The sequence below is a fragment of the Variovorax sp. GW823-FHT02B07 genome, assembly GCF_058797695.1.
This window is the reverse complement of record NZ_JBXAJX010000001.1, coordinates 1,896,113-1,919,490: the sequence shown is the minus strand read 5'-3', so window position 1 is coordinate 1,919,490 and position 23,378 is coordinate 1,896,113. Positions and strand designations below refer to the sequence as shown.

Below are 23,378 nucleotides of genomic sequence, written 5' to 3'. Positions count from 1 at the left end.
GTCGCCCGGAGCCCCAGGCGCGTTGCCTGCGGACTGCTGCTTAAGGGGATTTTGGCGTTGAAGGCGGCCGGGCGACGCTGATTTGCGAGTAAGCCCCCGATTGTAGCCCGGACTGGGTGTGTTATTTGGCCTGCAGGGCTGCTCCGCTTGCGTGCAGGCAGATGGCGGCCGCCGCCGCCACGTTGAGCGACTCCTCGCCGCCCGGCTGCGCGATGCGGATGTGGTGGGCGGCCCGGGCCTCCAGCGCGGCCGAAACGCCCTGCCCCTCGTGGCCCATCAGCCAGGCGCAGGGGTGCGGCAGATCGGCCTTGTGCAGCCATTCGCCCCGGTGCGAACTGGTGGCCACCAGGGGCACCCGCAGCGCATCGAGCGCATCGATGTCCACGCCTTCGACCAGCCGCAGGCCGAAGTGGGCCCCCATGCCGGCGCGCAGCACCTTCGGCGCCCACAGGGCGGCCGTGCCCTTGAGCGCGATCACCTGGGTGAAACCGAAAGCCGCCGCGCTGCGCAGGATGGAGCCGGCATTGCCTGCATCCTGGAGACGGTCGAGCACCACGCTCGGGGCGTCGGGCAGGATTTCGGGCCGCGCCGGCAGCTCGAGCACGAAGCCCATCGGCGCGGGCGACTCCAGGCCGCTGACTGCGCGCAGCAGATCGTCGGCGACCACTACCGTTTTGATAGCGCTCTGCACCCATTCGGCGGGAGCCGAGGGCCAGAACGCCTCCGAAAACACCGCCACCGCCGGCCTGACGCCACGAGCCAGTGCTGCACGGCACAGGTGATCGCCTTCGAGCCAGAGCCGGCCGAGCTTGCGGTAGGCGCCCGGATCTTGCGCGAGCTTGCGCAGGTCCTTGAGCAAGGGGTTGTCGCGCGAGCTGATGTGGCTCGGACCGGCGTCGGTGCTCATGGCGGGCTCAGGGGGCGGCGCGCGGATCGAGGCGTGCGCTGTGGTTTTCGGCGGCGCCGATCACGTGGGCGACCGAAACCTCGCCGGCCAAGACGTCGACGCCTGAAGTTTCTGCGGCTGTGCGCGCCAGCGCCGCCGCCACCGGGCTGAACGACCGGCGGTGATGCACGCAGGCCCCGTGGCGCTGGAGCGCCTCGAGGTGCTCGCGCGTGCCGTAGCCCTTGTGGCCGGCGAAGCCGTAGTGCGGAAATTCGTCGTGCAGTTGCGTGCAGAGCCGGTCGCGGTGCACCTTGGCCAGGATGGAGGCGGCCGAGATCGCCTTGACCCGCGCGTCGCCCTTGACGATGGCCTCGGCCAGCACGTCGAGCCGGGGCAGGCGGTTGCCGTCCACCAGCACCTTGACGGGCTTGAGCCGCAGGCCTTCGACCGCGCGACGCATCGCGAGCATGGTGGCCTGCAGGATGTTGAGGCTGTCGATCTCCTCGACCGAGGCCTGGGCGATCGAGCAGCACAGCGCCTTGGCCAGGATCTGGTCGTGCAGGCGTTCGCGCTGCAGCGCCGTGAGCGTCTTGGAGTCGGCCAGGCCGCGGATCGGGCGCAGGTCGTCGAGGATCACAGCCGCGGCCACCACGGGCCCGGCCAGCGGCCCGCGCCCAGCTTCATCGACGCCCGCCATCAGGCCGGGCGCGTCCCACACCAGCGGGGCCTGCTCAGCCTTCAAGAACTTTCTGGATCGCATCGGCGCACAGTGTGGGCGTGTCGCGCTGCAATTGCACATGCAGCGCTGAAAATCTTTGTTGCAGCGCCTGCGTCTTTGCGGGCGCGTCGAGCCACTCGAGCGTGGCGTTGGCCAGGGCCTCGGGCGAGGCGGCTTCCTGCAGCAATTCGGGCACCACGAACTCGCGGCACAGGATGTTCGGCAGCCCGACCCAGGGCTGCAGTTGCTTGCGCTGCATGAGGCGCCACGAGAGCCCGTTCATGTTGTAGGCGATGACCATCGGCCGCTTGAACAGCGCCGCCTCCAGCGTGGCCGTGCCGCTGGCGATCAGCGTGACGTCGCAGGCCGCGAGCGCGGCGTGCGACTGGCCGTCGAGCAGTTTCACCCGCCCGGCCATGCCGGCGGCCTGCAGCAAGCTTTCGACCTCGGCGCGCAACCCCGGCAGGATCGGCGCGATGAACTGCAGCTTCGGCTTGGCCTTCTGCATCAGCGCCGCAGCCGCGAAGAAGCGGGCCGCGAGGTAACGGATCTCGGAACGCCGGCTGCCAGGCAGCAGCGCGACGACTTGCGCCTCGGGGTCCAGCCCCAGTGCGGCGCGGGCGGCGGCGCGGTCGGGCGTCATCGGGATCACGTTGGCAATCGGATGGCCCACATAGCTCGCAGCCACGCCCTGCTTTTCGAGCAGCTCGGGTTCGAACGGGAAGATGCACAGCACGTGGTCAGCCGCGGCGCGAATCTTGTCGATGCGGTCGGCGCGCCAGGCCCAGATCGAGGGGCAGACGAAGTGAACGGTCTTGATGCCCTCGCTGCGCAGGCCGGCTTCGAGGTCGAGATTGAAATCGGGCGCATCGACACCGATGAACAGCTCGGGGCGCTCGCGCAGCAGCCGGGCCTTGAGCTGGCGGCGGATGCCAGCGATCTCGGCGTAGTGCCGAAGCACCTCGATGTAGCCGCGCACCGCCAGCTTTTCCTGCGGCCACCAGCTCTGGAAGCCATGGGCCAGCATGCGCGGACCGCCGATGCCGACGGTCTGCAAGGCAGGCCAGCGGGCTTCGAGGCCGTCGAGCAGCAAGCCCGCGAGCAGGTCGCCGGACGCTTCGCCCGCGACCAGCGCGAAGCGGCGCTGTTCGTTCGTGCTCATCGCGCCCATGTCAGCGCGCGATGCCGCGCGTTGAATGAGCGAGGAAGGCCTCCATCAGCGCGACATCGCCGGCGGCCTCGGGCATTTCCGCCGCGAGCTCGGCGATGGCGGCGCGCGCCTCTTCGAGCGTCTTGCCCTGCCGATACAGCAGGCGGTGCATCTGCTTGACCGCCGCGAGCCGCTGCGCCGAGAAATCGCGCCGGCGCAGGCCCACGATGTTGAAGCCGCGCACGGCCAGCGGATTGCCGTCGACCAGCATGAACGGCGGCACGTCCTGCGAGATCGCACTCGCGAAGCCGACCATGGCGTGCGCGCCCACCGAGACGAACTGATGGATGCCCGTCAGCCCGCCGATCGTGACCCAGTCGGCCAGGTGCACGTGCCCGGCCAGCGTGGTGTTGTTGGACAGCGTCGTGTGGTTGTCGACCCGGCAGTCGTGCGCGATGTGCGTGTACGCCATGATCCAGTTGTCGTTGCCGACACGCGTGATGCCCCCTGCCCCGGGCACGCCGAGGTTGAAAGTGCAGAACTCGCGGATCACGTTGCGGTCGCCGATGGTGAGCTCGGTGGGCTCACCCGCGTATTTCTTGTCCTGGGGGATCGCGCCGAGCGACGAGAACTGGAAGATCCGGTTGTCGCGCCCGATGATCGTGCGCCCTTCGATCACGCAATGCGCGCCGATGGTGGTGCCCGCGCCGATCCGCACGTGCGGGCCGATCACGGTGTAGGGACCGACCGACACCGAGGCGTCGAGCTGGGCCTGCGGGTCGACGATCGCGGTCGAATGAACCTGGGTCATGCCTTGCAAGAGACGATGAGCCGGATCAGCTGTTGATTTGGCGCATGGCGCACATCAGCGAGGCTTCGCACGCCAGTTCGCTGCCCACGAGCGCACGGCCCTTGAACTTCGAGATGCCGGCCTTCATGCGCTCGATCTCGACTTCCAGCGTGAGCTGGTCGCCCGGCTCCACGGGGCGCTTGAAGCGCGCGCCGTCGATGGCCGCAAAGTAGTAGACCGTGTTGTCGTCGGGCACGATGTCCAGCGAACGGAACGACAGCAGCGCCGCGGCCTGCGCCATGGCTTCGAGCATCAGCACGCCCGGCATCACCGGACGGTGTGGAAAGTGGCCGTTGAAGAAGGGCTCATTCATCGTCACGTTCTTGAGGGCCGTGATTCGCTTGCCCTTCTCCATGCTCAACACCCGGTCCACCAGGAGAAACGGGTAGCGATGCGGCAGCAACTTGAGAATTTGGTGGATATCGAGCGTCGTGTCCGTCATGGTGTTCTGTTCCTGCATCGTCGTCATTGTTTCGAGGGGGCTTTTTCCAGCGCCTTCAGTCGTTCGCGCAGGCTGTGCAACTGCTTGAGTGTTGCCGCATTCTTTTCCCAGTTCGCATTGTCATCGATCGGAAACATGCCGGTGTACTGGCCGGCCTTGCGGATGGAGCGTGTCACCACGGTCGCCGCCGACACGTGCACGCCGTCGGCCACCGTGAGGTGACCCAGCACGATGGCGCCGCCGCCGAAGGTGCAGCGGGCACCGATGGTGGCGCTGCCGGCCACGCCGACGCAGCCCGCCATGGCAGTGTGCTTGCCGACGCGCACGTTGTGGCCGATTTGGATCAGGTTGTCGAGCTTCACGCCGTCTTCGATGACGGTGTCGTCGAGCGCGCCGCGGTCGATGCAGGTGTTGGCACCGATCTCGACGTCGTTGCCGATGCGCACCGCGCCCAGCTGCTCGATCTTGACCCAGGCGCCCTGGTGCGGCGCGAGGCCGAAGCCGTCGGCCCCGATCACCACGCCGGGATGCAGCAGGCAGCGCTCGCCGATGGTGCAGTCTTCGCTGACCGTGACGCGCGACTTCAGCACGGTGCCCGCGCCGATGCGCGCGCCCCGCTCCACCACGCACAGCGCGCCGATGCGCGCGGTGGCGTCGACATGGGCTTCGGGATGGATCACGGCGGAGGGATGGATGCGATCGGCTTCCGGGCGCGCATGGTGCGCTTTCCACAGCTGCGTCAGGCGCGCAAAGTAGTAGTACGGGTCGGGCGTGACGATGTAGGCGCCACGCGCCGCGGCAGCCTCGCGCATGGCGGGCGACACGATGACACAGGCCGCCTTGGAGGCGGCCAGTTCCTGCTGGTATTTGGGATGGCTCAGGAAGCTGAGCGCATCGGGCTGTGCATTCTGAAGCGGCGCGAGCCGCTCGATGGACAGCGTGGCATCTCCATGAAGCTCGCCCCCGAGGGCGTCAACGATGGCTCCGAGCTGCAGCGACACGCCGGTTCGCGGCGTTACTTGCCGGCCGCAGGCGCAGAGGAGCCGACCGACGCGTTGAGCGCCTTGATCACCTTGTCGGTGATGTCGTGCTTCGGGTTGATGTAGATCGCTTCCTGGAGGATGGCGTCGTACTTTTCAGCTTCGGCGACCTGCTTGACCACGCGGTTGGCGCGCTCGTAGACCTGCTGGAGCTCTTCGTTCTTGCGCGCGTTCAGGTCTTCCTGGAACTCGCGGCGCTTGCGCTGGAAGTCGCGGTCCTGGTCGACCAGCGAACGCTGGCGCGAGACGCGCTGGCTTTCCGACAGGGTCGGTGCCTCGCGCTCGAACTTCTCCGAGGCCGTCTTCAACGCATCGCCCTGCACGGTCAGGTCCTTTTCGCGCTTGAGGAATTCAGCCTCGAGCTTGGCTTGCGCGGTCTTGGCCGGCTGCGCTTCGCGCAGCACACGGTCGGGGTTCACGAAACCGATGCGAAAGCTTTCCTGGGCCTGCGCGGGCGCAGCCATGAGGGCAAAAGCGGGAATCAGGAACGCGCCGGCGGCGGCGCGAATCAAATGCTTCATTTAGAAAGACGTTCCGATCTGGAATTGGAGGCGCTGAATTCTATCCTTCGGGATCACGACGAACCCGGTGCTCGGATCCGTCACTTCCTTCTGGGACTTGACGGGGAAGGCGTAGGCCAGGCGCAGCGGGCCCAGCGGCGAGATCCAGCTGATGCCCAGGCCGACCGAGGCGCGCAGCTTCTTCTGGGCCTTCCATTGCTCGTCCGTCACGTTAGGTGCACGGGAACCGAACACGTTGCCGACGTCGAAGAAGCCGTACAGGCGCAGCGTGCGGTCGTTGCCGGCGCCGGGGAACGGCGTGCTCAGCTCGGCATTGAAGATGGCCTTCTTGGTACCGCCCAGTGCCGCGCCTTCGGTCTGGCCGAGCAGCGGCTGGTCGCGTGGGCCCAGCGAGTTCTGCTCGAAGCCGCGGATCGAACCCAGGCCACCGGCGTAGAAGTTCTTGAAAATCGGGTAGACCTTGCCACCGAAGGCCTTGGCATAACCCACTTCACCGTTGATGGCGAAGGTGTACTGCTTGTTGATTGCGAAGAACTGCTGGTACTGGTAGCTGGTCTTCAGGTACTTCATGTCGCCGCCCACGCCCAACTCGAGGTTGGCGCGCTGCAGGCGGCCAGTGGTCGGGACCAGCGCGCTGTCGCGGCTGTCGCGGCCCCAGCCCACGGTCAGCGGGATGCCCCAGACACTCTTCTGGTCGCAGCTGGTGACGAACCAGCCGGTCGCGTCCTTGCCGCAGTGGAAGTAGTTCAGGTACGACTGCGGCGTGGTGAGGCCGGCGAGCGCCGAGCGGTTCGGGTCGAACGCGTAGCGCTCCAGGCCGACGCCGAAGAAGACGGTGTCGAGTTCGCTGAACGGCACGCCGAAACGGATCGAGGCGCCCTGGTTCACCAGCTTGTAGTCGCCGTCTTCGTTCGTGGAGTACGGACGCGTCGTCGTGTGGTAGACGCTGATCGTGCGCGAGATGCCGTCCTTCGTGAAGTACGGGTCGGTGGTGGTCAGCGACAGCGTGCGGTTGTACTTGCTGGTGTTGACCTGCACGCCCAGGAAATTGCCCGAGCCGAACACGTTTTCCTGCGAGATGCCGAAGGTCAACGCGACCTTTTCCGCGCTCGAGTAGCCGGCACCCAACTGCAGCGTGCCGGTGGGCTTCTCGGCCACGTTGACGGTCAGGTCGACCTGGTCGGGCGAGCCGGGCACTTCCTGGGTCTCGACGTTCACTTCGGTGAAGAAGCCCAGGCGGTCCACGCGGTCGCGCGAGACCTTGATCTTGTCGCCGTCGTACCACGAGGCTTCGAACTGACGGAACTCGCGGCGGATCACTTCGTCGCGCGTCTTGTTGTTGCCGCCGACCGACACGCGGCGCACGTACACGCGGCGCGAGGGCTCGGCCTGCAGCGTGAGCGTGACGCGGTTGTTCACGCGGTCGATGTCCGGACGCGCCTGCACGCGGGCGAAGGCGTAGCCGAAGGTGCCGAAGTAGTCGCTGAAGGCCTTGGTGGTCTCGGTGACTTGCTCGCCGTTGTAGGGCTCGCCGGGCTTGATCGTGATGAGCGACTTGAACTCGTCGTCGCGGCCCAGGTAGTTGCCGTCGAGCTTGATGCCCGCCACCACGAACTTCTCGCCTTCGGTGATGTTCACCGTGACGCTCAGGTCCTTGCGGTCCGGCGAAATGGCGACCTGGGTCGAATCGATGCGGAACTCGAGGTAGCCGCGGGTGATGTAGTAGCTCTTCAGTGTCTCGAGGTCGGCGTTGAGCTTGGCGCGCGAGTACTGGTTCGACTTGGTGTACCAGCTCATGAAGCCGCCGCTGTCCTGGTCGAACAGGCTCAGCAGCGTCGATTCGCTGAAGGCCTTGTTGCCGACCACATGCACTTCGCGGATGCGGGCGGATTCGCCTTCGGTCACGGTGAACGTCAGGTTCACGCGGTTGCGCTCGATGGGCGTGACGGTGGTCACGACGTTCGCGTTGTAGAGGCTCCGGCTCACGTACTGGCGCTTGAGTTCCTGCTCCGCGCGGTCGGCCAGGGCCTTGTCGTACGGGCGACCGTCGGCCAGCCCGATTTCACGCAGCGCCTTCTGCAGCGCAGCCTTGTCGAATTCCTTGGCGCCGACGAAGTCGACGTCGGCAATGGTGGGCCGCTCTTCGACGATCACCACCAGCACGTTGCCGTTGACGTCGATGCGCACGTCCTTGAACAACCCCAGGTCGAACAGCGCGCGGATCGCGGCCGAGCCGCGTTCGTCGCTGTAGGTGTCGCCCACACGCAGGGGCAGCGATCCGAAGATCGTGCCGGCCTCGACGCGTTGCAAGCCTTCGACGCGGATATCGCGCACCGTGAAAGGCTCGACGGCCCAAGCGGCCGTGGCCGCCAGCGTGCTGGCCACCACCGCGGCAACGCTACGCAGGCGAAAGCGACTGAAGTTTGTGTTCATCTGTGAATTGGGCCGGCACGGAAAGGGCCGGCAGAAAGTTAACCAAAGAGCCGCGTGACGTCGTTGAAGAGTGCGACCGACATCATCACCAGCAGCAAGGCGACACCGCCACGCTGCAGCCGTTCCATCCAGGCGTCGGAGACGCTTTTCCCGGTCAGCCCCTCCCAAAGATAATACATCAGGTGCCCCCCATCGAGGACCGGCAGCGGCATCAGGTTGAGCACCCCGAGGCTCACGCTGATGAGCGCGAGAAAGACCAGGTACTGCGTCAGACCGAGGCTGGCGGACTTGCCGGCGTAATCAGCAATTGTTAAGGGACCGCTCAGGTTCTTGATCGAGGCCTCGCCGATCAGCATCTTGCCCATCATGCGAACCGTGAGCGCGGACACCTCCCAGGTGCGCACCACGCCGCGCCAGACGCCGTCGATGACGCCCTGGCGCACCGTGACCATCTCGGGCGGCGCGCCGACGTAGGCGCCGATGCGCGCGACCTTGGTAGCGCCCTCTTCGCGCACTTCCGGCTTGACTTCGAGCGAGAGCGGCTGGCCGCCGCGCTGGAGCTGCCAGGTTTGCGTGCGCGCCTGCCCGGAGGCATCGATCGAGGCACGGATGACTTCGCGCAGCTGCTGCCCGTCGAGGATGGGGGTGTCGCCAATGGCCAGGACCAGGTCGCCGTGGCGAAGGCCCGAACGCTCCGCCGCGCTGCCCGCCATGACCTCGCCGATCTCGGGACGGGTCAGCGGTGCGACCACGCCGATCTTGCGAAACATCTGCGGATCGGCGTCCTTGGCCTCCATGCGGCTCAGCGGCAGGACCAGCTGGCGACCGGGCCGACCGCCCTCGCCCGCCACTTCGAGCGTGAGGTCGCGGCCGTCGAGCGCGCCGCGCGTCATGCGCCAGCGCAGGTCTTCGAAGGACTGGACCGGCGACAGGTCGCCATCGAAACCGGCCTGGGTGATGTGTTCGCCGCCGCGCAGGCCGGCCGCCTCGGCCAGCGACGCCGCCACGGGCCGGGCCAGCTTGGCCACGGGCTCATCGACGCCGATCCAGTTGACCGCCGTGTACAGAACGACCGCCAGCAGCAGGTTGGCGATCGGACCGGCGGCCACGATGGCTGCGCGCGAGCGCAGTGGCTGGGTGTTGAAGGCGCGGTGCCGCTCCTCGGGCGCCACGGGGCCTTCGCGCTCGTCGAGCATCTTGACGTAGCCGCCGAACGGAAAGGCGCCAATCACGAACTCGGTCTGCTGCCCCGGATGCTGCCGCTTGGGCTGCCAGCGCAGGAGGGCCTTGCCGAAGCCGACCGAGAAGCGCTCCACCTTGACGCCGCAGGCCACGGCCACGCGGTAGTGGCCGTATTCATGGACCGCGATGAGGACGCCGAGAGCGACCACAAAAGCTATGACGGTGAGCATCGGGGTCCTCTGCGCAGTAGGGAATCAGGCCGCGAAACGTGCCGCGGCGGCATTGGCCGCCTCGCGGGCGCTGGCGTCGAGCGCCAGCAGGTCGGCCAGCGATGCCGGCTTGGAGGGCATGACCGCCTCCAAAGTTTCCAGGTTGACCGCATGAATGCGATCGAAACGCAGGCGCCGGTCGAGAAAGGCGGCCACAGCCACCTCGTTGGCCGCGTTCAGCACCGCCGTGGTGCCCGACGCGGCGCGCAAGGCCTGCCACGCCAGGCCCAGACCGGGGAACAGCGCAGGATCGGGCGCGTCGAAGGTCAGCGAGCCCATCTGGCGGAAATCGAGCCGTGCCGCCCCGCTTTCGATGCGCTCCGGCCAAGCCAGCCCGACCGCGATCGGCACCCGCATGTCGGGCGTGCCGAGTTGGGCGATGACCGAGGCGTCGGTGAACTGCACCATCGAATGGACCACGCTCTGCGGGTGGATGACGACCTCGATCTGCTCTGGCGACACGCCGAACAGGTGGCGCGCCTCGATCACCTCGAGCGCCTTGTTCATCATCGTGGCCGAGTCGACCGAGATCTTGCGGCCCATGACCCAGTTCGGGTGCGCACAGGCCTGCTCGGGCGTCACGGCGCCCAGTGTGTCGGGCGCGCGCGTGCGGAACGGGCCGCCCGACGCCGTGAGGATGATCTTGTCGATGCGACGCGCCCAGGTGGACGGGTCTTCGGGCAGCGACTGGAAAATGGCCGAATGCTCGCTGTCGATGGGCAGCAGCGTGGCGCCGCCCTCCTGCACCGTGCGCATGAACAGCTCGCCGCCGACGACCAGCGCCTCCTTGTTGGCCAGCAGCAGGCGCTTGCCGGCGCGCGCGGCGGCCAGGCATGGCGCGAGGCCAGCGGCGCCGACGATGGCGGCCATCACGGCGTCGACTTCGTCATCCGACGCTATTTTTTCGAGAGCATCGTCGCCCATCAGGACGCGGGTCGGCAGGTTGTTCTGCTTGAGCTTTTCGGCCAGCAGCGCGGCATGCGGCGCACTGGCCATGACGGCGAAGCGCGGCGAGAAGCGCGCGCATTGGGCCAGCAGCTCGTCGACCTTGGTGGCCGCCGAGAGCGCAAACACCTCGAAGCGTTCGGGGTGGCGGGCAATGACGTCGAGCGTGCTGACACCGACCGAACCGGTCGAGCCAAGCACCGTGACACGTTGTTTGGGAGTGTTCACAGGAAAGCCAGCATCATGGCAATGGGAAGTGCCGGCAAGAGGGCATCCACGCGGTCGAGCACGCCGCCGTGGCCGGGCAGCAGCCGGCTGCTGTCCTTGGCGCCGGCGCTGCGCTTGATCAGCGATTCGACGAGGTCGCCGACGACGCTCATCGCCGCCAGGAACACCGCCCCGATCAGCAGCAGCCACCAGCCGCGCTCATGCAGGCGGGTGTAGAGGCTGGGCACCGTGGCGCCCAGGCTCTTGTCGGCCCAGACCCAGGCGAACGCCAGCACGATGACGCCGGCCATGCCGCCCCAGACACCTTCCCAGCTCTTGCCGGGGCTGATGGCGGGCGCCAGCTTGGCGCGCGTGAACTTCAGGCCGAAGGCGCGGCCGGCGAAATAGGCGAACACGTCCGCCACCCAGACCAGCACCAGAATCGACAGCAGGAAGTTGATGCCGACCATGCGCGCCTGCACCGCCGCGAGCCATGCGACCCACAGCGCCAGCAGGCCGCCCACCAGCCGCAGCCCGCGCGGAATGCGGGGCCAGCCAGGCACCGCGACGCGCAGCAGCGCCGCGCCGCCGAGCACCCAGGCCGCACTGGCCAGGGACCACATGAGAAACAGGCGCTGCTCCAGCAGCCCCAGCCACCACGACAGCCCGCACAGCGCCACCATCTCGGCGCCCAGGAACAGCGACATGCCCTGCCCGTAGCCGTTCAGGCGCCCCCACTCCCACGCGGCGGCGCCGATCAGCACCAGCATCACGCAGGCGAAGGGAATGTGGTTTCGGTAGAACAGCGCCGGCAGCAGGATCGCGAGCAGCACGATCGCCGTGAGGATGCGTTGTTTGAGCATGCGGAAGGTGGTGTCGGGCCGTTGTCAGGCCGCGGAAGCCGAGACCTGCGCCGAGGTCTGGCCGAAGCGACGCTCGCGACCCTGGAACGCGGCAATGGCCTCGTCCAGCGCAGCCTCGTCGAACTCGGGCCACAGCTTGTCGCTGAAGAACAGCTCGGCGTAGGCACTCTGCCAAAGCAGGAAATTCGACAGCCGCTGCTCGCCACCCGTGCGGATGAACAGGTCGGGGTCGGGCACGTGGGCCAGCGCCATGGCGCGATCGAGGTTCATCTCGGTCATGGGCAGGCCCTGCTCGGCGAGCTTGGCCGCGGCGCGCGCGATGTCCCAGCGCCCGCCGTAGTTGAAGCAGATGTTGAGAATCAGACGCGAGTTGTGGGCCGTGGTCTGCTCGGCCGACACTAGGCCGGCCACCATCTTGTCGGACAGGCCGGCGCGTTCGCCCACGAAATGCAGCCGCACGCCATCGGCATTGAGGCGCGGCACTTCGCGCGCCAACGCCCCGACCATCAGCTGCATCAGACCGGAGACTTCTTCAGGGGGACGGTTCCAGTTCTCCGAGGAGAACGCGAACACGGTGAGCACGCCCACGCCACGGTCGGCGCAGGCCTTGACGCAGCGCCGCAGCGACTCCACGCCCTGCTTGTGCCCCGCCACGCGGGGCAGGAAGCGCTTGGTGGCCCACCGGCCATTGCCATCCATGACGATGGCAACGTGGTGCGGAGGGGGCGTCGTCTGCGGCGAGGAGGCCATGCGGAGCCTCAAACGGCCATGATCTCCGCTTCTTTCGCGGCGACCAGACGGTCGATTTCCGCGATGTGCTTGTCGGTGACCTTCTGGATGTCGCCTTCGGCGCGTTTCTGGTCATCTTCCGAGGCCAACTTGTCCTTCACGAGCTTCTTGACCGCCTCGTTCGCGTCACGGCGCAGGTTGCGCGTGGCGATCTTGGCGCTTTCGCCTTCGTTGCGGACCAGCTTGGTCATTTCCTTGCGGCGCTCTTCGCTCATGGCGGGCAGCGGCACGCGGATCAGGTCGCCCATCGACGCGGGGTTCAGGCCCAGGTCGCTTTCGCGGATGGCCTTCTCGATCTTGGCGCCCATGCCCTTTTCCCAGGGCTGGACACTGATGGTGCGCGAGTCGAGCACCGACACGTTCGCCACCTGGCTCAGCGGCACCTGCGAGCCGTAGTACTCGACATGGATCGAGTCGAGCAGCGCCGAGTTGGCGCGGCCCGTGCGGATCTTGGTGAGGTTGTTCTGGAAGGCGGCGAGCGACTGATTCATCTTCGCGTCGGTCGCACTGCGAATGTCTGCAATGGTCATCTCATTTACTCCTAGGCATGCACCAGCGTGCCCTCGTCCTCGCCCATCACGACGCGCTTGAGGGCGCCGTTCTTGAGGATCGAGAACACCTTGATCGGCAGCTTCTGATCGCGGCACAGCGCGAAGGCCGTGGCGTCCATGATGCCGAGGTTCTTGGCGATCGCCTCGTCGAAACTCAACGTGGCGTAGCGGGTTGCATTGGGGTCGATTTTCGGATCGGCCGTGTACACGCCGTCCACCTTGGTCGCCTTGAGCACCAGCTCGGCGCCGATTTCGGCACCGCGCAGCGCGGCGGCCGTGTCGGTCGTGAAGAAGGGGTTGCCGGTACCGGCCGCAAACACCACGACCTTGCCCTCTTCGAGGTACTGCAAGGCCTTGGGACGCACATAGGGCTCGACCACCTGCTCGATGGCGATGGCGGACATCACGCGGGCCACGAGGCCCTGCTTGTCCATCGCATCGGCCAGGGCCAGCGAGTTCATGACGGTGGCCAGCATGCCCATGTAGTCGGCCGTGGCGCGGTCCATGCCGACGGAGCCTCCCGCGACGCCGCGGAAGATGTTGCCGCCGCCGATCACGACCGCCACCTGGACGCCCATGTTCACGACCTCGGCCACTTCTTCGACCATGCGCACGATGGTGGCGCGGTTGATGCCGAAGGCGTCATCGCCCATCAATGCCTCACCCGACAGCTTCAACAAGATTCGCTTGTGGGCTGGGCGGGCATCAGACATGGGCATTTTCCTTAGAGGGTTGGCGGGGGCGAGTGTAAAACGTGGCGGCGAAAAAGCGGCGGCACGCTGTCGCGCACCGCCGCTTGGAGGCCTGCCGGATCAGGCGGCAGCCTTGGCAGCAGCGACCTGGGCAGCGACTTCGGCAGCGAAGTCGTCAACCTTCTTCTCGATGCCTTCGCCGACCACGTACAGGGTGAAGCCCTTGATCGTGGTGTTGGCGGCCTTGAGCATCTGCTCGACGGTCTGCTTGTCGTTCTTCACGAACGGCTGGTTGTGCAGCGAGACTTCCTTGAGGTACTTCTGCACGCCGCCTTCGATGCGCTTGGCAACGATGTCGGCCGGCTGCGGCTTCTTGCCTTCGGCTTCAGCGACCTTGCGGTCTTCTTCAGCCTTGCCAGCGGCCACGGCGCGCTCTTTTTCGATCAGCTCGGCAGGCACGTCCGAGGCCTGGATGGCGACCGGCTTCATGGCGGCGATGTGCATCGCGACGTCCTTCGCCGAGGTGTCGTCACCTTCGAATTCGACCATCACGCCGATGCGCGTGCCGTGCAGGTACGACGCCAGCTTGCCGTTGCCCGTGAAGTGCTTGAAGCGGCGGAAGCTCATGTTCTCGCCGATCTTGCCGATCAGGCCCTTGCGCACGTCTTCGAGCGTGGGGCCAAAGCCGTCCTGCTCGTAAGCCAGCGCGCCCAGCGCGGCGATGTCGGCGGGGTTGTTCTTGGCGACCAGCATCGCGGCAGCGTTGGCCATGGCCAGGAAGCTGTCGTTCTTGGTGACGAAGTCGGTTTCGCAGTTGATTTCGATCATGCCGCCGGCAGCGCCGTCGACGAAAGCCGTGACCACGCCTTCAGCGGTGATGCGGCCCGATGCCTTGCCAGCCTTGTTGCCAAGCTTGATGCGCAGCAGCTCTTCGGCCTTTTCCATGTTGCCGTCGGCCTCCGTCAGGGCCTTCTTGCATTCCATCATGGGCGCATCGGTCTTCGCGCGCAGTTCGCCGACCATGCTTGCGGTGATTGCAGCCATTTGTGTATCTCCGTAAATCCAAAAATCAGGTTAAAAAAAAGGGGCACCCAAGCCCCTTCTTCAGGCTCGCGAACGCGCCTATCAGGCCGAAGCGCCTTCTTCGACTTCGACGAATTCGTCGCCGCTGCCTTCGGCAACGGCCTTGACCACGTCACCACCGGCGCTGTTGCGGCCTTCGATGATGGCGTCGGCGATGCCACGGGCGTACAGCGTGACGGCCTTCGACGAGTCGTCGTTGCCGGGGATCACGTAGTCGATGCCTTCGGGCGAGTGGTTGGAGTCGACCACGCCGATCAGCGGGATGCCGAGCTTCTTGGCTTCGGCCACGGCGATCTTGTGGAAGCCCACGTCGATCACGAAGATGGCGTCGGGCAGCGCAGCCATGTCCTGAATGCCGCCGATGTCCTTCTCGAGCTTCGCGATTTCGCGCGAGAACGTGAGCTGTTCTTTCTTGCTCAGGCTGTCGAGGCCGGCTTCTTGCTGGGCCTTCATGTCCTTCAGACGCTTGATCGAGGTCTTGACGGTCTTGAAGTTGGTCAGCATGCCGCCGAGCCAGCGGGTGTCAACGAAAGGCACGCCGGCGCGGCGAGCTTCTGCAGCGACGATTTCACGGGCTTGACGCTTCGTGCCGACCATCAGGATCGTGCCGCGGTTGGCCGTGAGTTGCTTGGCGTACTTCATCGCGTCCTGGAACATCGGGAGCGACTTTTCCAGGTTGATGATGTGAATCTTGTTGCGGTGACCGAAGATGAACGGAGCCATCTTGGGGTTCCAGAAGCGGGTTTGGTGACCGAAGTGGACACCGGCTTCCAGCATTTCGCGCATGGTGGTCGACATTGAATTTACTCCAAAGGTTGGGTCTAAAATCCAGCCCGTTTTGCGCCCCTTCGACGGGGTCGCAACACCTTGATTGGGCCGGTTTGCGGATGTGCTTGACTGGCGGCGACAAAACTGTCGCATAACCAGCGAAACCCAAAGAGTATAGCACGGCGGCCACCCCCTCCTCTCTCGAACCGAGCCGTTCCAAGGTACCCTCGACGCCATGAACGACCTTCACGCCACCCGTCTCACCCTTCTGGCTGGCGGTTCCGATGCGCGCACCGAAATGGAGCGCGCCATCGCGCTCTCCGAATCCCCGGCCTGCGCCCACGTTTTCACCCGCACGATGTTCGACGAGGCCCGCGTGGCCGCCGCCGCATCGGCGCCCGAAAGCCGGCTAGCCGGGCTTGCCTTCACCAGCAAGGACCTGTTCGACGTCGCCGGCCAACCGACACCCGCCGGATCGGCCGTGCTCTCGCACGCACCGGCCGCCCCGGCCGATGCGCTCGCCGTGGCGCGGCTGCGCGCCGCCGGCGGCGTGCTGACCGGGCGCACCAACATGACGGAGTTCGCCTTTTCCGGCGTCGGCGTCAACCCGCACCACGGCACGCCAGCCAACGCGAGCGACACCGCCACGCCACGCATTCCGGGCGGCTCGTCGTCCGGCGCGGCGATTTCGGTGGCAAGCGGCGCGGCCTTCATCGGCCTGGGCTCCGACACCGGCGGCTCGATCCGCATCCCGGCCGCGCTGAACGGCATCGTCGGCTTCAAGAACACCGCCCGCCTCACGCCGGCCGACGGCGCGTTGCCGCTGTCGACCACGCTCGACACCGTCTGCGCCATGACCCGCTCGGTGCGCGACGCCGTCACCGCGCACGAGATCCTCTCGGCGCGGCAGGTGACGCCCGGCTCGGCGCCGCTGTCGGCCTACCGGCTGGCCGTCGTGAAGAACGTCTTCCTCGACGACCTCGAGCCCACCGTGGCCACGGCCTTCGAGCGCACCCTCGCGACCCTGCGCGCCACGGGCGCTCATATCCACGAGATCGAACTGCCCGAGCTGGCCGACCTGCAGGCCATCAACGCCACCGGCGGCTTCTCGGCGGCCGAGTCGTACGCCTGGCACAGGCTGCTGCTGGAGCGCAGCGGCGCCGGCTACGACCCGCGCGTGGCGCAGCGCATCCTGCGCGGCGCCGGCATGAAGGCACACGAGTACATCGACCTGGTCCGCGCCCGCCGCGAATGGATCGCCCGCGTCGAGAAGGCGCTGGCACCGTTCGACGCCGTGGTGTCGCCGACCGTGCCGATCACGGCGCCGTCCATCGCCAGCGTGGCACCGGGTGCCGAGCGCGACGACGAATTCTTCGGCGTCAACGCGCTGCTGCTGCGCAACCCGTCGATCATCAACATGCTCGACGGCTGCGCCATTTCGCTGCCCTGCCACGCCGACGGCGAACTGCCGGTCGGCCTGATGCTGTGGCACTGCGCGATGCACGACGACGCCGTGCTCGCGGTGGCCCTCCAGGCCGAACGCACGCTACAGAAATAACCGCTGTCACCGCCCGCCTCACGGGCGTCAGCCGCCTCTTTTATCTAGAACATTTCAATGAAAATCGCGATCGTGGGCGCCGGCATCGTCGGCGTCACCACCGCCTGGGAACTGGTTTCCGACGGCCATGAAGTGAGCGTGTTCGAGCGCCGAGGCGCCGCAGCCGAAGAGGCCAGCTTTGCCAACGCCGGCGTGGTCGCGCCGGGTTATGTCACGCCGTGGGCCGCACCGGGCATGCGCGGCAAGGTGCTGCGCTCGCTGCTGTCTTCGCACGGCGCCATCAAGCTGCGCTGGCCGCTGAGTTCGCGCGACCTCGGCTGGATGTCGCGCTGGCAGAAGGCCTGCAAGCTCGAGACCTACCTGGCCAACCGCGCCCGCATGCAGCGGCTGGCTTTCTACAGCCGCACCCGGCTGCACGCGGTGACGGAAGCGCGGGAGCTGAGCTACGAACGCAGCGATGGCTACCTGGTGCTGCTGCGCTCGAAGCGCGAGAAAAAACTGGTGCAACCCGGGCTGGAGGTGCTGCGTTCGGCCGGCAGCGTGTTCCGCGAAATCGACGCCGACGAGGCCCGCCTGATCGAGCCCGCGCTCAACCCCGACACCCCGCTGGCAGGCGCGATCCACCTGCCGGAAGACGAGGTCGCGAACTGCCGCCAGTTCGCGCTGCTGCTCAAGTGGGAGGCCGAGGCTTTGGGCGCGCAGTTCCACTTCAACTGCGATATCGCCCCCCTGAGCCGCGCCGCACCCACCTCGCTAACACTGGCCAGCGGCTCGGACGCGCTGCAGTTCGACGCCATCGTGGTCTGCGCCGGACTGTCGTCCGCCACACTGCTGCGCCCTCTGGGGCTGCGCATTCCGCTGGCGCCGGTCTACGGCCATTCGGTCAGCGCCCCGGTGCGCGAGCCGCTCAACGCGCCGCGCAGCGCGGTGATGGACGAGCGCTACAAGGTTGCGATCTCCCGCCTGGGCCAGCGCGTGCGCGTGGCCGGCAGCGCCGAGATCGGCGGCTCGCCCGACGCCATGAGCCCGGCCGCGATCCAGACGCTCTACAAGGTGCTGCACGACTGGTTCCCGGGCGCTGCCACATTGCAGTCGGGCATCCAGCAATGGAAGGGCGCCCGTCCGATGCTGCCCGACGGCCCGCCGGTGCTGGGCGCCAGCGGCATTCCCGGCGTGTGGCTCAACCTGGGCCACGGCTCGAGCGGCTGGGCACTGTCGTGCGGCAGCGCGCGCGTGCTCGGCGACCTGATTGGAGGGCAAGACCCCGGCATCGACCTCGAAGGCCTGGGGATCGAGCGGCTCAGTCTTTAGAACCCCAGCGGCGCAGTTGCTCGGGGGTGGCCGGTTTTTCCACCGGCAGTTCGGGCCGGGGCGCCCAGCGTTGGGCGATCAACCCCAGGACAGCCGGCGCAATCAGTCCGAAGAACACCAGCACCACCAGGTCCACGCCCAGCATCAGCCACTGCGTGCCGGACCCCGCTTCGACCGGCACGTCGAGCCACCGGATGACGCCGATGCCATAGCCTACGCCCAGCGCCCAGGCGACGTCGCGCAGCGGCACCCGGCGCAACAGCTCGGCCAGCAGGAACAGCCCCCACACCACGATCAGCAGGCCGACCGCCCAGGCCGCGCCGGCGATCATCGCTGCGGCCGTGCCAACGAACCCGGCCAGGCACGCCAGCAGCAAAACCAGCAACCAGCCGAAGGTCTTGAGCGTCATCGGTCGATGATAGGAGGCGCGGCGTCGGCGGCACAATGGCTCGATGCATCGCATCACGTCCGCCAGCGCCGCCGATCTGTTCGACATCGCCGCCACGCGCCGCATCGAGCAGACAGCCGCCTCCGCCCTACCCCGCCACACGCTGATGCAGCGCGCCGGCCTCGCTGCGGCACGGCTCGCAATGGCACTCGCGCCGCACGCGCGAACGATCTGGATCGCCTGCGGCCCCGGGAACAACGGCGGCGACGGCTTCGAAGCCGCGGCGCAACTGCGGCATCGCGGCTTCTTTCCGGTCGTCACCTTCGTGGGCGATGAAGGCCGGCTGCCAGCGGATGCCAAGGCGTCGCTGCAGCGTGCGCGCGATGCGGGCGTCGGCTTCGCCTCGGCGCCGCCATCAAGCTTCGAGCTGGCGGTGGATGCGCTGCTCGGCATCGGATCGACACGGCCGCCGTCGGGCGCAATGGCCGAATGGCTTGCGCGGATGCACACGGGCGCACCACCGGTGCTCAGCCTCGACGTGCCCTCGGGCCTCGACGCCGACACCGGCATGCTGGCCTCCAACACAGATCAAGCATCGGCATCGGTCCGCACCACCCTCACCTTCCTCACGCTGAAACCCGGCCTGTTCACGGCGCAAGGCCGCGACGCGGCCGGCACGGTGTGGTTCGACGACCTGGGCTGCAGCCCTTTCATCCAGGAGCGACCGACGGCCCGCCTCGCAGGCGCGCCCGATCTCCAACCGCGCACCCACGCCTCGCACAAGGGCAGCTACGGCGATGTCGCCGTGATCGGCGGCGCCTCGGGCATGGCCGGCGCCGCGCTGCTGGCCGGCTCGGCCGCGCTCCATGCGGGCGCGGGACGCGTGTTCGTCGGATTGCTCGATCCCCGCGCAGCGCCCGTCGACACCTCGCAGCCAGAGCTGATGCTGCGCGACGCCCACGCGCTGGACCTCGCCGGCATGACGGTCGTATGCGGCTGCGGTGGCGGCGATGCCGTGCGCGACCTGCTGCCGCGCGTGCTGTCGACGGCCGCCGCGCTGGTGCTCGACGCCGACGCGCTCAACGCCATCGCCGCCGATCCGTCACTTCAGGCGCAACTGATCGCGCGAGGCCAAGCCGGCGCTCCCACCGTGCTCACGCCGCACCCGTTGGAAGCCGCGCGCCTGCTCGGCGACACGACGGGTGGCGTGCAAGCCAACCGCCTCGCCGCGGCCCGTGCGCTGGCGTCGCGCTTCGGCGCGGTGACAGCGCTCAAGGGATCTGGAACAGTGATTGCCGACGCGAGCGACGGGCCGCCGGTCATCAACCCGACCGGCAATGCCCGCCTTGCCACCGCAGGCACCGGCGATGTGCTCGCCGGCATGATCGGCGCGGCGCTCGCGATGCGCCGCCCCGCATTCGAGGCGGCATGCGAAACCGTCTGGCAGCACGGCCGCATCGCCGACCTGTGGCCGGCCGATGCAGCCCCGCTCACGGCAGGCTCGCTGGCCCGCCGCGCGCCCGACTGAGCGCAGGACTCAGCCGCGCCCGACGAAGGGCATCTTCGTGGCCATGATGGTGTGGAAGAGCACGTTGGCTTCCAGCGGCAGGTTTGCCATGTAGAGCACCGACTGGCCGACGATCTTGACGTCGATCAGCGGCTCGATCGCGAGTTCGCCGTTGGCCTGCGGCACGCCGGTGGCCATGCGCGCGGCCAGCTCGGTCATGGCATTGCCCACGTCCACCTGCCCCACCGCGATGTCGTACTTGCGGCCGTCGAGCGAAGCAGTCTTGGTCAGCCCTTCGACCGCGTGCTTGGTCGAGGTGTAGGCGGCAGAATTCGGCCGCGGCGTGGTCGCCGAGATCGACCCGTTGTTGATGATGCGGCCGCCCCGCGGCGTCTGCGCCTTCATCGTGCGGAAGGCCTGCTGGATGCAGAAGAACATGCCGGTGAGGTTGATGTCCACCACGCCCTTCCACTGCTCGGGCGTCCAGTCCTCGAACGGTCCCGGCGGGTTGCCCACGCCGGCGTTGTTGAACAGCAGATGGACGCGCCCGAAGCGCTCGACCGTGGCGCCGAACAGCGCCTGCACCGAGTCGGCATTGGCCACGTCGGTCGGCACCGCGAAGGCACGCGCACCCGCGCCCGATTCTTCCGCCACCTGCTCCAGCGGCTCGAGGCGGCGCCCCGCAAGGGCCACGCTCCAGCCGTCCGCCAGCAGGGCCAGCGCGGCCGCACGGCCGATGCCCGACCCCGCGCCCGTGACGATCGCGATGCGGCCCTTGTTGTTTTCCACGCTCATGCTCCAAGTCTCCTTTTCAACTGATCCATACACACGGTAAGCAAACCGGTAGTGTGCACGGCGCGCCTCATCCGCGGCGGGGCTTGCGCCCCTTGCCCTGCATCTTGTTGGCGGCTTTCTTCACCGCCGACTTGAAGGCCTGCATGGCCGATTGCGGACCGGCGGGCACCGCAGCAGCGCCGCCGCCACCGTGCTCCGAACGCGACTCGCCACCGGCCTCCGCCTTGTGGCGGGAGCTTCGCTTGGCCGACGCCTTCACCGGCGCGCCGCCCTTGTCCTTCATGGCGCGCGAAGTCAGGTCCTCGCCTTCGCGCACGAGGCGGAAGTCGATCTTGCGGCCATCGAGGTCGACGCGGCTCACCTGCACCCGCACCCGCGTGCCGATGGCGTAGCGGATGCCGGTGCGCTCGCCGCGCAACTCCTGGCGCATCTCGTCGAACTTGAAGTACTCGCCGCCGAGCTCGGTGATGTGGACCAGGCCCTCGACGTACATCGCATCGAGCGTGACGAAGATGCCGAAGGTGGTGGCCGCCGTGACCACGCCGCCGTATTCCTCGCCGAGGTGCTCGCGCATGTACTTGCACTTGAGCCAGGCCTCGACGTCGCGGCTGGCCTCGTCGGCGCGGCGCTCGTTGGCGCTGCAATGCAGGCCGGCGGCTTCCCAGGCCAGCACTTCCTTGCTGGGCGCGACGGTCGCCTTCTGCGGCTTGTTGGTCGGCGCCTTGACGCGCGAAGCGAGCCGCTTGGCCAGCTTGGCATGCGCCTCGCCGGGCGTGGGCAGCATCGGCAGCTGGTAGCGCGTCTTGCCGAGGATCGCCTTGATCACGCGGTGCACCAGCAGGTCGGGGTAGCGACGGATCGGGCTGGTGAAGTGCGTGTAGGCCTCGTAGGCCAGGCCGAAGTGGCCGCTGTTGATCGGCGTGTAGATCGCCTGCTGCATCGAGCGCAGCAGCATGGTGTGGATCTGCTGCGCGTCGGGGCGCTCCTTGGTGGCTTCGGCAATCGCCTGGAACTCGCCGGGGCGCGGCTCGTCGGTGATGCTCAGGCCGACGCCCATGGCCTTCAGGTAGCCGCGCAGGATTTCCTTCTTCTCGGGCGTCGGGCCTTCGTGCACGCGGAATAAGCCCGGGTGCTTGCCTTCGGCGATGAAGTCGGCGCTACAGACGTTGGCGGCGAGCATCGCCTCCTCGATCAGGCGGTGCGCCTCGTTGCGCGTGCGCGGCACGATCTTCTCGATGCGGCCGGCGTCGTCGCAGATGATCTGCGTCTCGGTGGTTTCGAAGTCGACCGCGCCGCGCTTGCCGCGCTGCTTGAGCAGGGCCTTGTAGACGTCGGCGAGGTTCAGCAGGTCCTTGACGCGGTCCTTGCGCTTGGCCGCTTCGGGTCCGCGCGTGTTGCCGAGGATGGCGGCGACTTCGGTGTACGTGAAGCGCGCATGGCTGAACATCACGGCCGGATAGAACTGGTAGGCGTAGATCTCGCCATCGGCGGCAACCAGCATGTCGCACACCATGCACAGGCGCTCGACCTCGGGGTTCAGCGAGCACAGGCCGTTCGACAGCTTCTCGGGCAGCATCGGGATCACGCGGCGCGGGAAGTAGACGCTGGTGGCGCGGTCGTACGCATCGATGTCGATGGCGGAGCCGGTCTGCACATAGGCGCTGACGTCGGCGATGGCCACCAGCAGGCGCCAGCCCTTGCCGCGGCCCACCTTCGCGGGCTCGCAGTACACGGCGTCGTCGAAGTCGCGGGCGTCTTCGCCGTCGATGGTGACGAGCGGCACGTCGGTGAGGTCGATGCGGCCCTTCTTGTCGGCGGGGCGCACCTTCTCGGGCAGGGCCTTGGCCTGCGCCAGGCACTCCGCAGAAAACTCATGCGGCACGCCGTACTTGCGCACGGCGATCTCGATTTCCATGCCGGGGTCGTCGATCTCGCCCAGCACTTCTCTCACGCGGCCCACGGGCTGGCCGAACAAGGCCGGCGGCTCGGTGAGCTGGACGACCACGACCTGGCCGACCTTGGCGGGGCCGGTCGCGCCCTTCGGGATCAGGACGTCCTGGCCGTAGCGCTTGTCTTCCGGTGCAACGAGCCAGATCCCGCCTTCGTGCAACAGGCGGCCGATGATGGGCTGCTCGGGTCGCTCGACGATCTCGACCACGCGCCCCTCAGGGCGGCCGCGACGGTCCTGTCGCACGATGCGCGCCTTGACGCGATCCTTGTGCAGCACCGCGCGCATCTCGTTCGGCGGCAGGTAGATGTCTGCCTCGCCGTCGTCACGCTGCACGAAGCCGTGCCCGTCGCGATGTCCTTGAACAGTTCCTTCGATTTCATCCAACAAGCTGCTGGAAGTGACATTATTTTTGATATGATCTCCTTCTTTCCTGAAATTCAAAACGTGGCTGCTTCTGCAGTCATGTGGGCCCAGATGGC

The 23,378-nt window shown here is 67.4% G+C and carries 22 protein-coding genes; 3 read left to right on the top strand and 19 right to left on the bottom strand.

The annotated features are described in order from the left end of the window. Positions 1–121 precede the first annotated feature (121 nt). The 16 genes from AC1RGU_RS08950 to rpsB form a co-directional block, all read right to left on the bottom strand. Positions 122–907, bottom strand: a complete 786-nt coding sequence (locus tag AC1RGU_RS08950) for a TrmH family RNA methyltransferase (RefSeq protein ID WP_492696037.1) — start codon at positions 905–907, stop codon at positions 122–124. Positions 908–914: 7 nt separating this feature from the next. After that, positions 915–1,646 carry a ribonuclease HII gene (gene rnhB, locus AC1RGU_RS08945; protein WP_492696036.1) on the bottom strand — a complete coding sequence of 244 codons (732 nt, stop codon included), beginning with the start codon at positions 1,644–1,646 and terminating at the stop codon, positions 915–917. Next, a complete protein-coding gene (lpxB, locus tag AC1RGU_RS08940) occupies positions 1,618–2,766 on the bottom strand; it encodes a lipid-A-disaccharide synthase (protein ID WP_095947873.1) in 1,149 nt (382 codons plus the stop codon). Before lpxB ends, rnhB begins: the two co-directional genes overlap by 29 nt. 10 nt (positions 2,767–2,776) lie before the next feature. Then, positions 2,777–3,565 (bottom strand): acyl-ACP--UDP-N-acetylglucosamine O-acyltransferase, encoded by a 789-nt coding sequence (gene lpxA / locus AC1RGU_RS08935; protein ID WP_492696035.1) that lies wholly within the window; start codon positions 3,563–3,565, stop codon positions 2,777–2,779. Between the two features lie 25 nt (positions 3,566–3,590). Further along, complete coding sequence (fabZ, locus tag AC1RGU_RS08930; RefSeq protein WP_056582588.1) at positions 3,591–4,046, bottom strand: 3-hydroxyacyl-ACP dehydratase FabZ; 456 nt, start codon at positions 4,044–4,046, stop codon at positions 3,591–3,593. Between the two features lie 23 nt (positions 4,047–4,069). Continuing rightward, complete coding sequence (lpxD, locus tag AC1RGU_RS08925; protein WP_070060532.1) at positions 4,070–5,047, bottom strand: UDP-3-O-(3-hydroxymyristoyl)glucosamine N-acyltransferase; 978 nt, start codon at positions 5,045–5,047, stop codon at positions 4,070–4,072. Between the two features lie 14 nt (positions 5,048–5,061). Continuing rightward, a complete protein-coding gene (locus tag AC1RGU_RS08920; RefSeq protein ID WP_070060531.1) occupies positions 5,062–5,607 on the bottom strand; it encodes an OmpH/Skp family outer membrane protein in 546 nt (181 codons plus the stop codon). After that, positions 5,608–8,040 carry an outer membrane protein assembly factor BamA gene (gene bamA, locus AC1RGU_RS08915; RefSeq protein ID WP_062471595.1) on the bottom strand — a complete coding sequence of 811 codons (2,433 nt, stop codon included), beginning with the start codon at positions 8,038–8,040 and terminating at the stop codon, positions 5,608–5,610. It abuts the gene before it with no gap. Between the two features lie 38 nt (positions 8,041–8,078). After that, positions 8,079–9,452: an RIP metalloprotease RseP gene (gene rseP, locus AC1RGU_RS08910; RefSeq protein WP_492696033.1), complete on the bottom strand. Its 1,374-nt coding sequence runs from the start codon at positions 9,450–9,452 to the stop codon at positions 8,079–8,081. Between the two features lie 24 nt (positions 9,453–9,476). After that, positions 9,477–10,664: a 1-deoxy-D-xylulose-5-phosphate reductoisomerase gene (gene ispC / locus AC1RGU_RS08905; protein ID WP_492696032.1), complete on the bottom strand. Its 1,188-nt coding sequence runs from the start codon at positions 10,662–10,664 to the stop codon at positions 9,477–9,479. Beyond that, on the bottom strand, positions 10,661–11,506 hold the full coding sequence (locus AC1RGU_RS08900) for a phosphatidate cytidylyltransferase (RefSeq protein ID WP_070060528.1): 846 nt from the start codon (positions 11,504–11,506) through the stop codon (positions 10,661–10,663). Before AC1RGU_RS08900 ends, ispC begins: the two co-directional genes overlap by 4 nt. A 24-nt stretch (positions 11,507–11,530) precedes the next feature. Next, complete coding sequence (gene uppS / locus AC1RGU_RS08895) at positions 11,531–12,256, bottom strand: polyprenyl diphosphate synthase (RefSeq protein ID WP_159271921.1); 726 nt, start codon at positions 12,254–12,256, stop codon at positions 11,531–11,533. 8 nt (positions 12,257–12,264) lie between these two features. Next, on the bottom strand, positions 12,265–12,825 hold the full coding sequence (gene frr, locus AC1RGU_RS08890; RefSeq protein ID WP_062471609.1) for a ribosome recycling factor: 561 nt from the start codon (positions 12,823–12,825) through the stop codon (positions 12,265–12,267). An 11-nt stretch (positions 12,826–12,836) separates the two neighbouring features. After that, positions 12,837–13,559 (bottom strand): UMP kinase, encoded by a 723-nt coding sequence (gene pyrH / locus AC1RGU_RS08885; RefSeq protein WP_492696031.1) that lies wholly within the window; start codon positions 13,557–13,559, stop codon positions 12,837–12,839. Positions 13,560–13,658: 99 nt separating this feature from the next. Continuing rightward, entirely contained in the window at positions 13,659–14,582 is a 924-nt protein-coding gene (gene tsf / locus AC1RGU_RS08880) for a translation elongation factor Ts (protein ID WP_447743828.1), read from the bottom strand. A gap of 81 nt (positions 14,583–14,663) precedes the next feature. Then, positions 14,664–15,419, bottom strand: coding sequence for a 30S ribosomal protein S2 (rpsB, locus tag AC1RGU_RS08875; RefSeq protein ID WP_062471618.1), 756 nt, complete (start codon positions 15,417–15,419; stop codon positions 14,664–14,666). A 205-nt stretch (positions 15,420–15,624) separates the two neighbouring features. Here rpsB and AC1RGU_RS08870 point away from each other — a divergent pair, with 205 nt between their 5' ends. Together AC1RGU_RS08870 and AC1RGU_RS08865 are read left to right on the top strand one after the other, a co-directional pair. Next, positions 15,625–16,947, top strand: a complete 1,323-nt coding sequence (locus AC1RGU_RS08870) for an amidase (RefSeq protein WP_492696029.1) — start codon at positions 15,625–15,627, stop codon at positions 16,945–16,947. A 57-nt stretch (positions 16,948–17,004) separates the two neighbouring features. Beyond that, positions 17,005–18,258: a D-amino acid dehydrogenase gene (locus tag AC1RGU_RS08865; RefSeq protein ID WP_095745186.1), complete on the top strand. Its 1,254-nt coding sequence runs from the start codon at positions 17,005–17,007 to the stop codon at positions 18,256–18,258. Here the strand turns inward: AC1RGU_RS08865 and AC1RGU_RS08860 are convergent. Next, positions 18,248–18,667, bottom strand: coding sequence for a hypothetical protein (locus AC1RGU_RS08860; protein WP_492696027.1), 420 nt, complete (start codon positions 18,665–18,667; stop codon positions 18,248–18,250). The genes AC1RGU_RS08865 and AC1RGU_RS08860 overlap by 11 nt on opposite strands. Before the next feature lie 43 nt (positions 18,668–18,710). Between AC1RGU_RS08860 and AC1RGU_RS08855 the strand changes: the two genes are divergently transcribed. After that, positions 18,711–20,174, top strand: coding sequence for an NAD(P)H-hydrate dehydratase (locus tag AC1RGU_RS08855; protein ID WP_492696025.1), 1,464 nt, complete (start codon positions 18,711–18,713; stop codon positions 20,172–20,174). Between the two features lie 9 nt (positions 20,175–20,183). Here AC1RGU_RS08855 and AC1RGU_RS08850 read toward each other — a convergent pair whose 3' ends face one another. Further along, the gene (locus AC1RGU_RS08850; RefSeq protein ID WP_492696023.1) at positions 20,184–20,948 is read right to left on the bottom strand and encodes an SDR family oxidoreductase; all 765 of its coding nucleotides are present in this window, start codon (positions 20,946–20,948) and stop codon (positions 20,184–20,186) included. Between the two features lie 67 nt (positions 20,949–21,015). After that, a complete protein-coding gene (rnr, locus tag AC1RGU_RS08845; RefSeq protein WP_070060522.1) occupies positions 21,016–23,286 on the bottom strand; it encodes a ribonuclease R in 2,271 nt (756 codons plus the stop codon). Positions 23,287–23,378 lie beyond the last annotated feature (92 nt).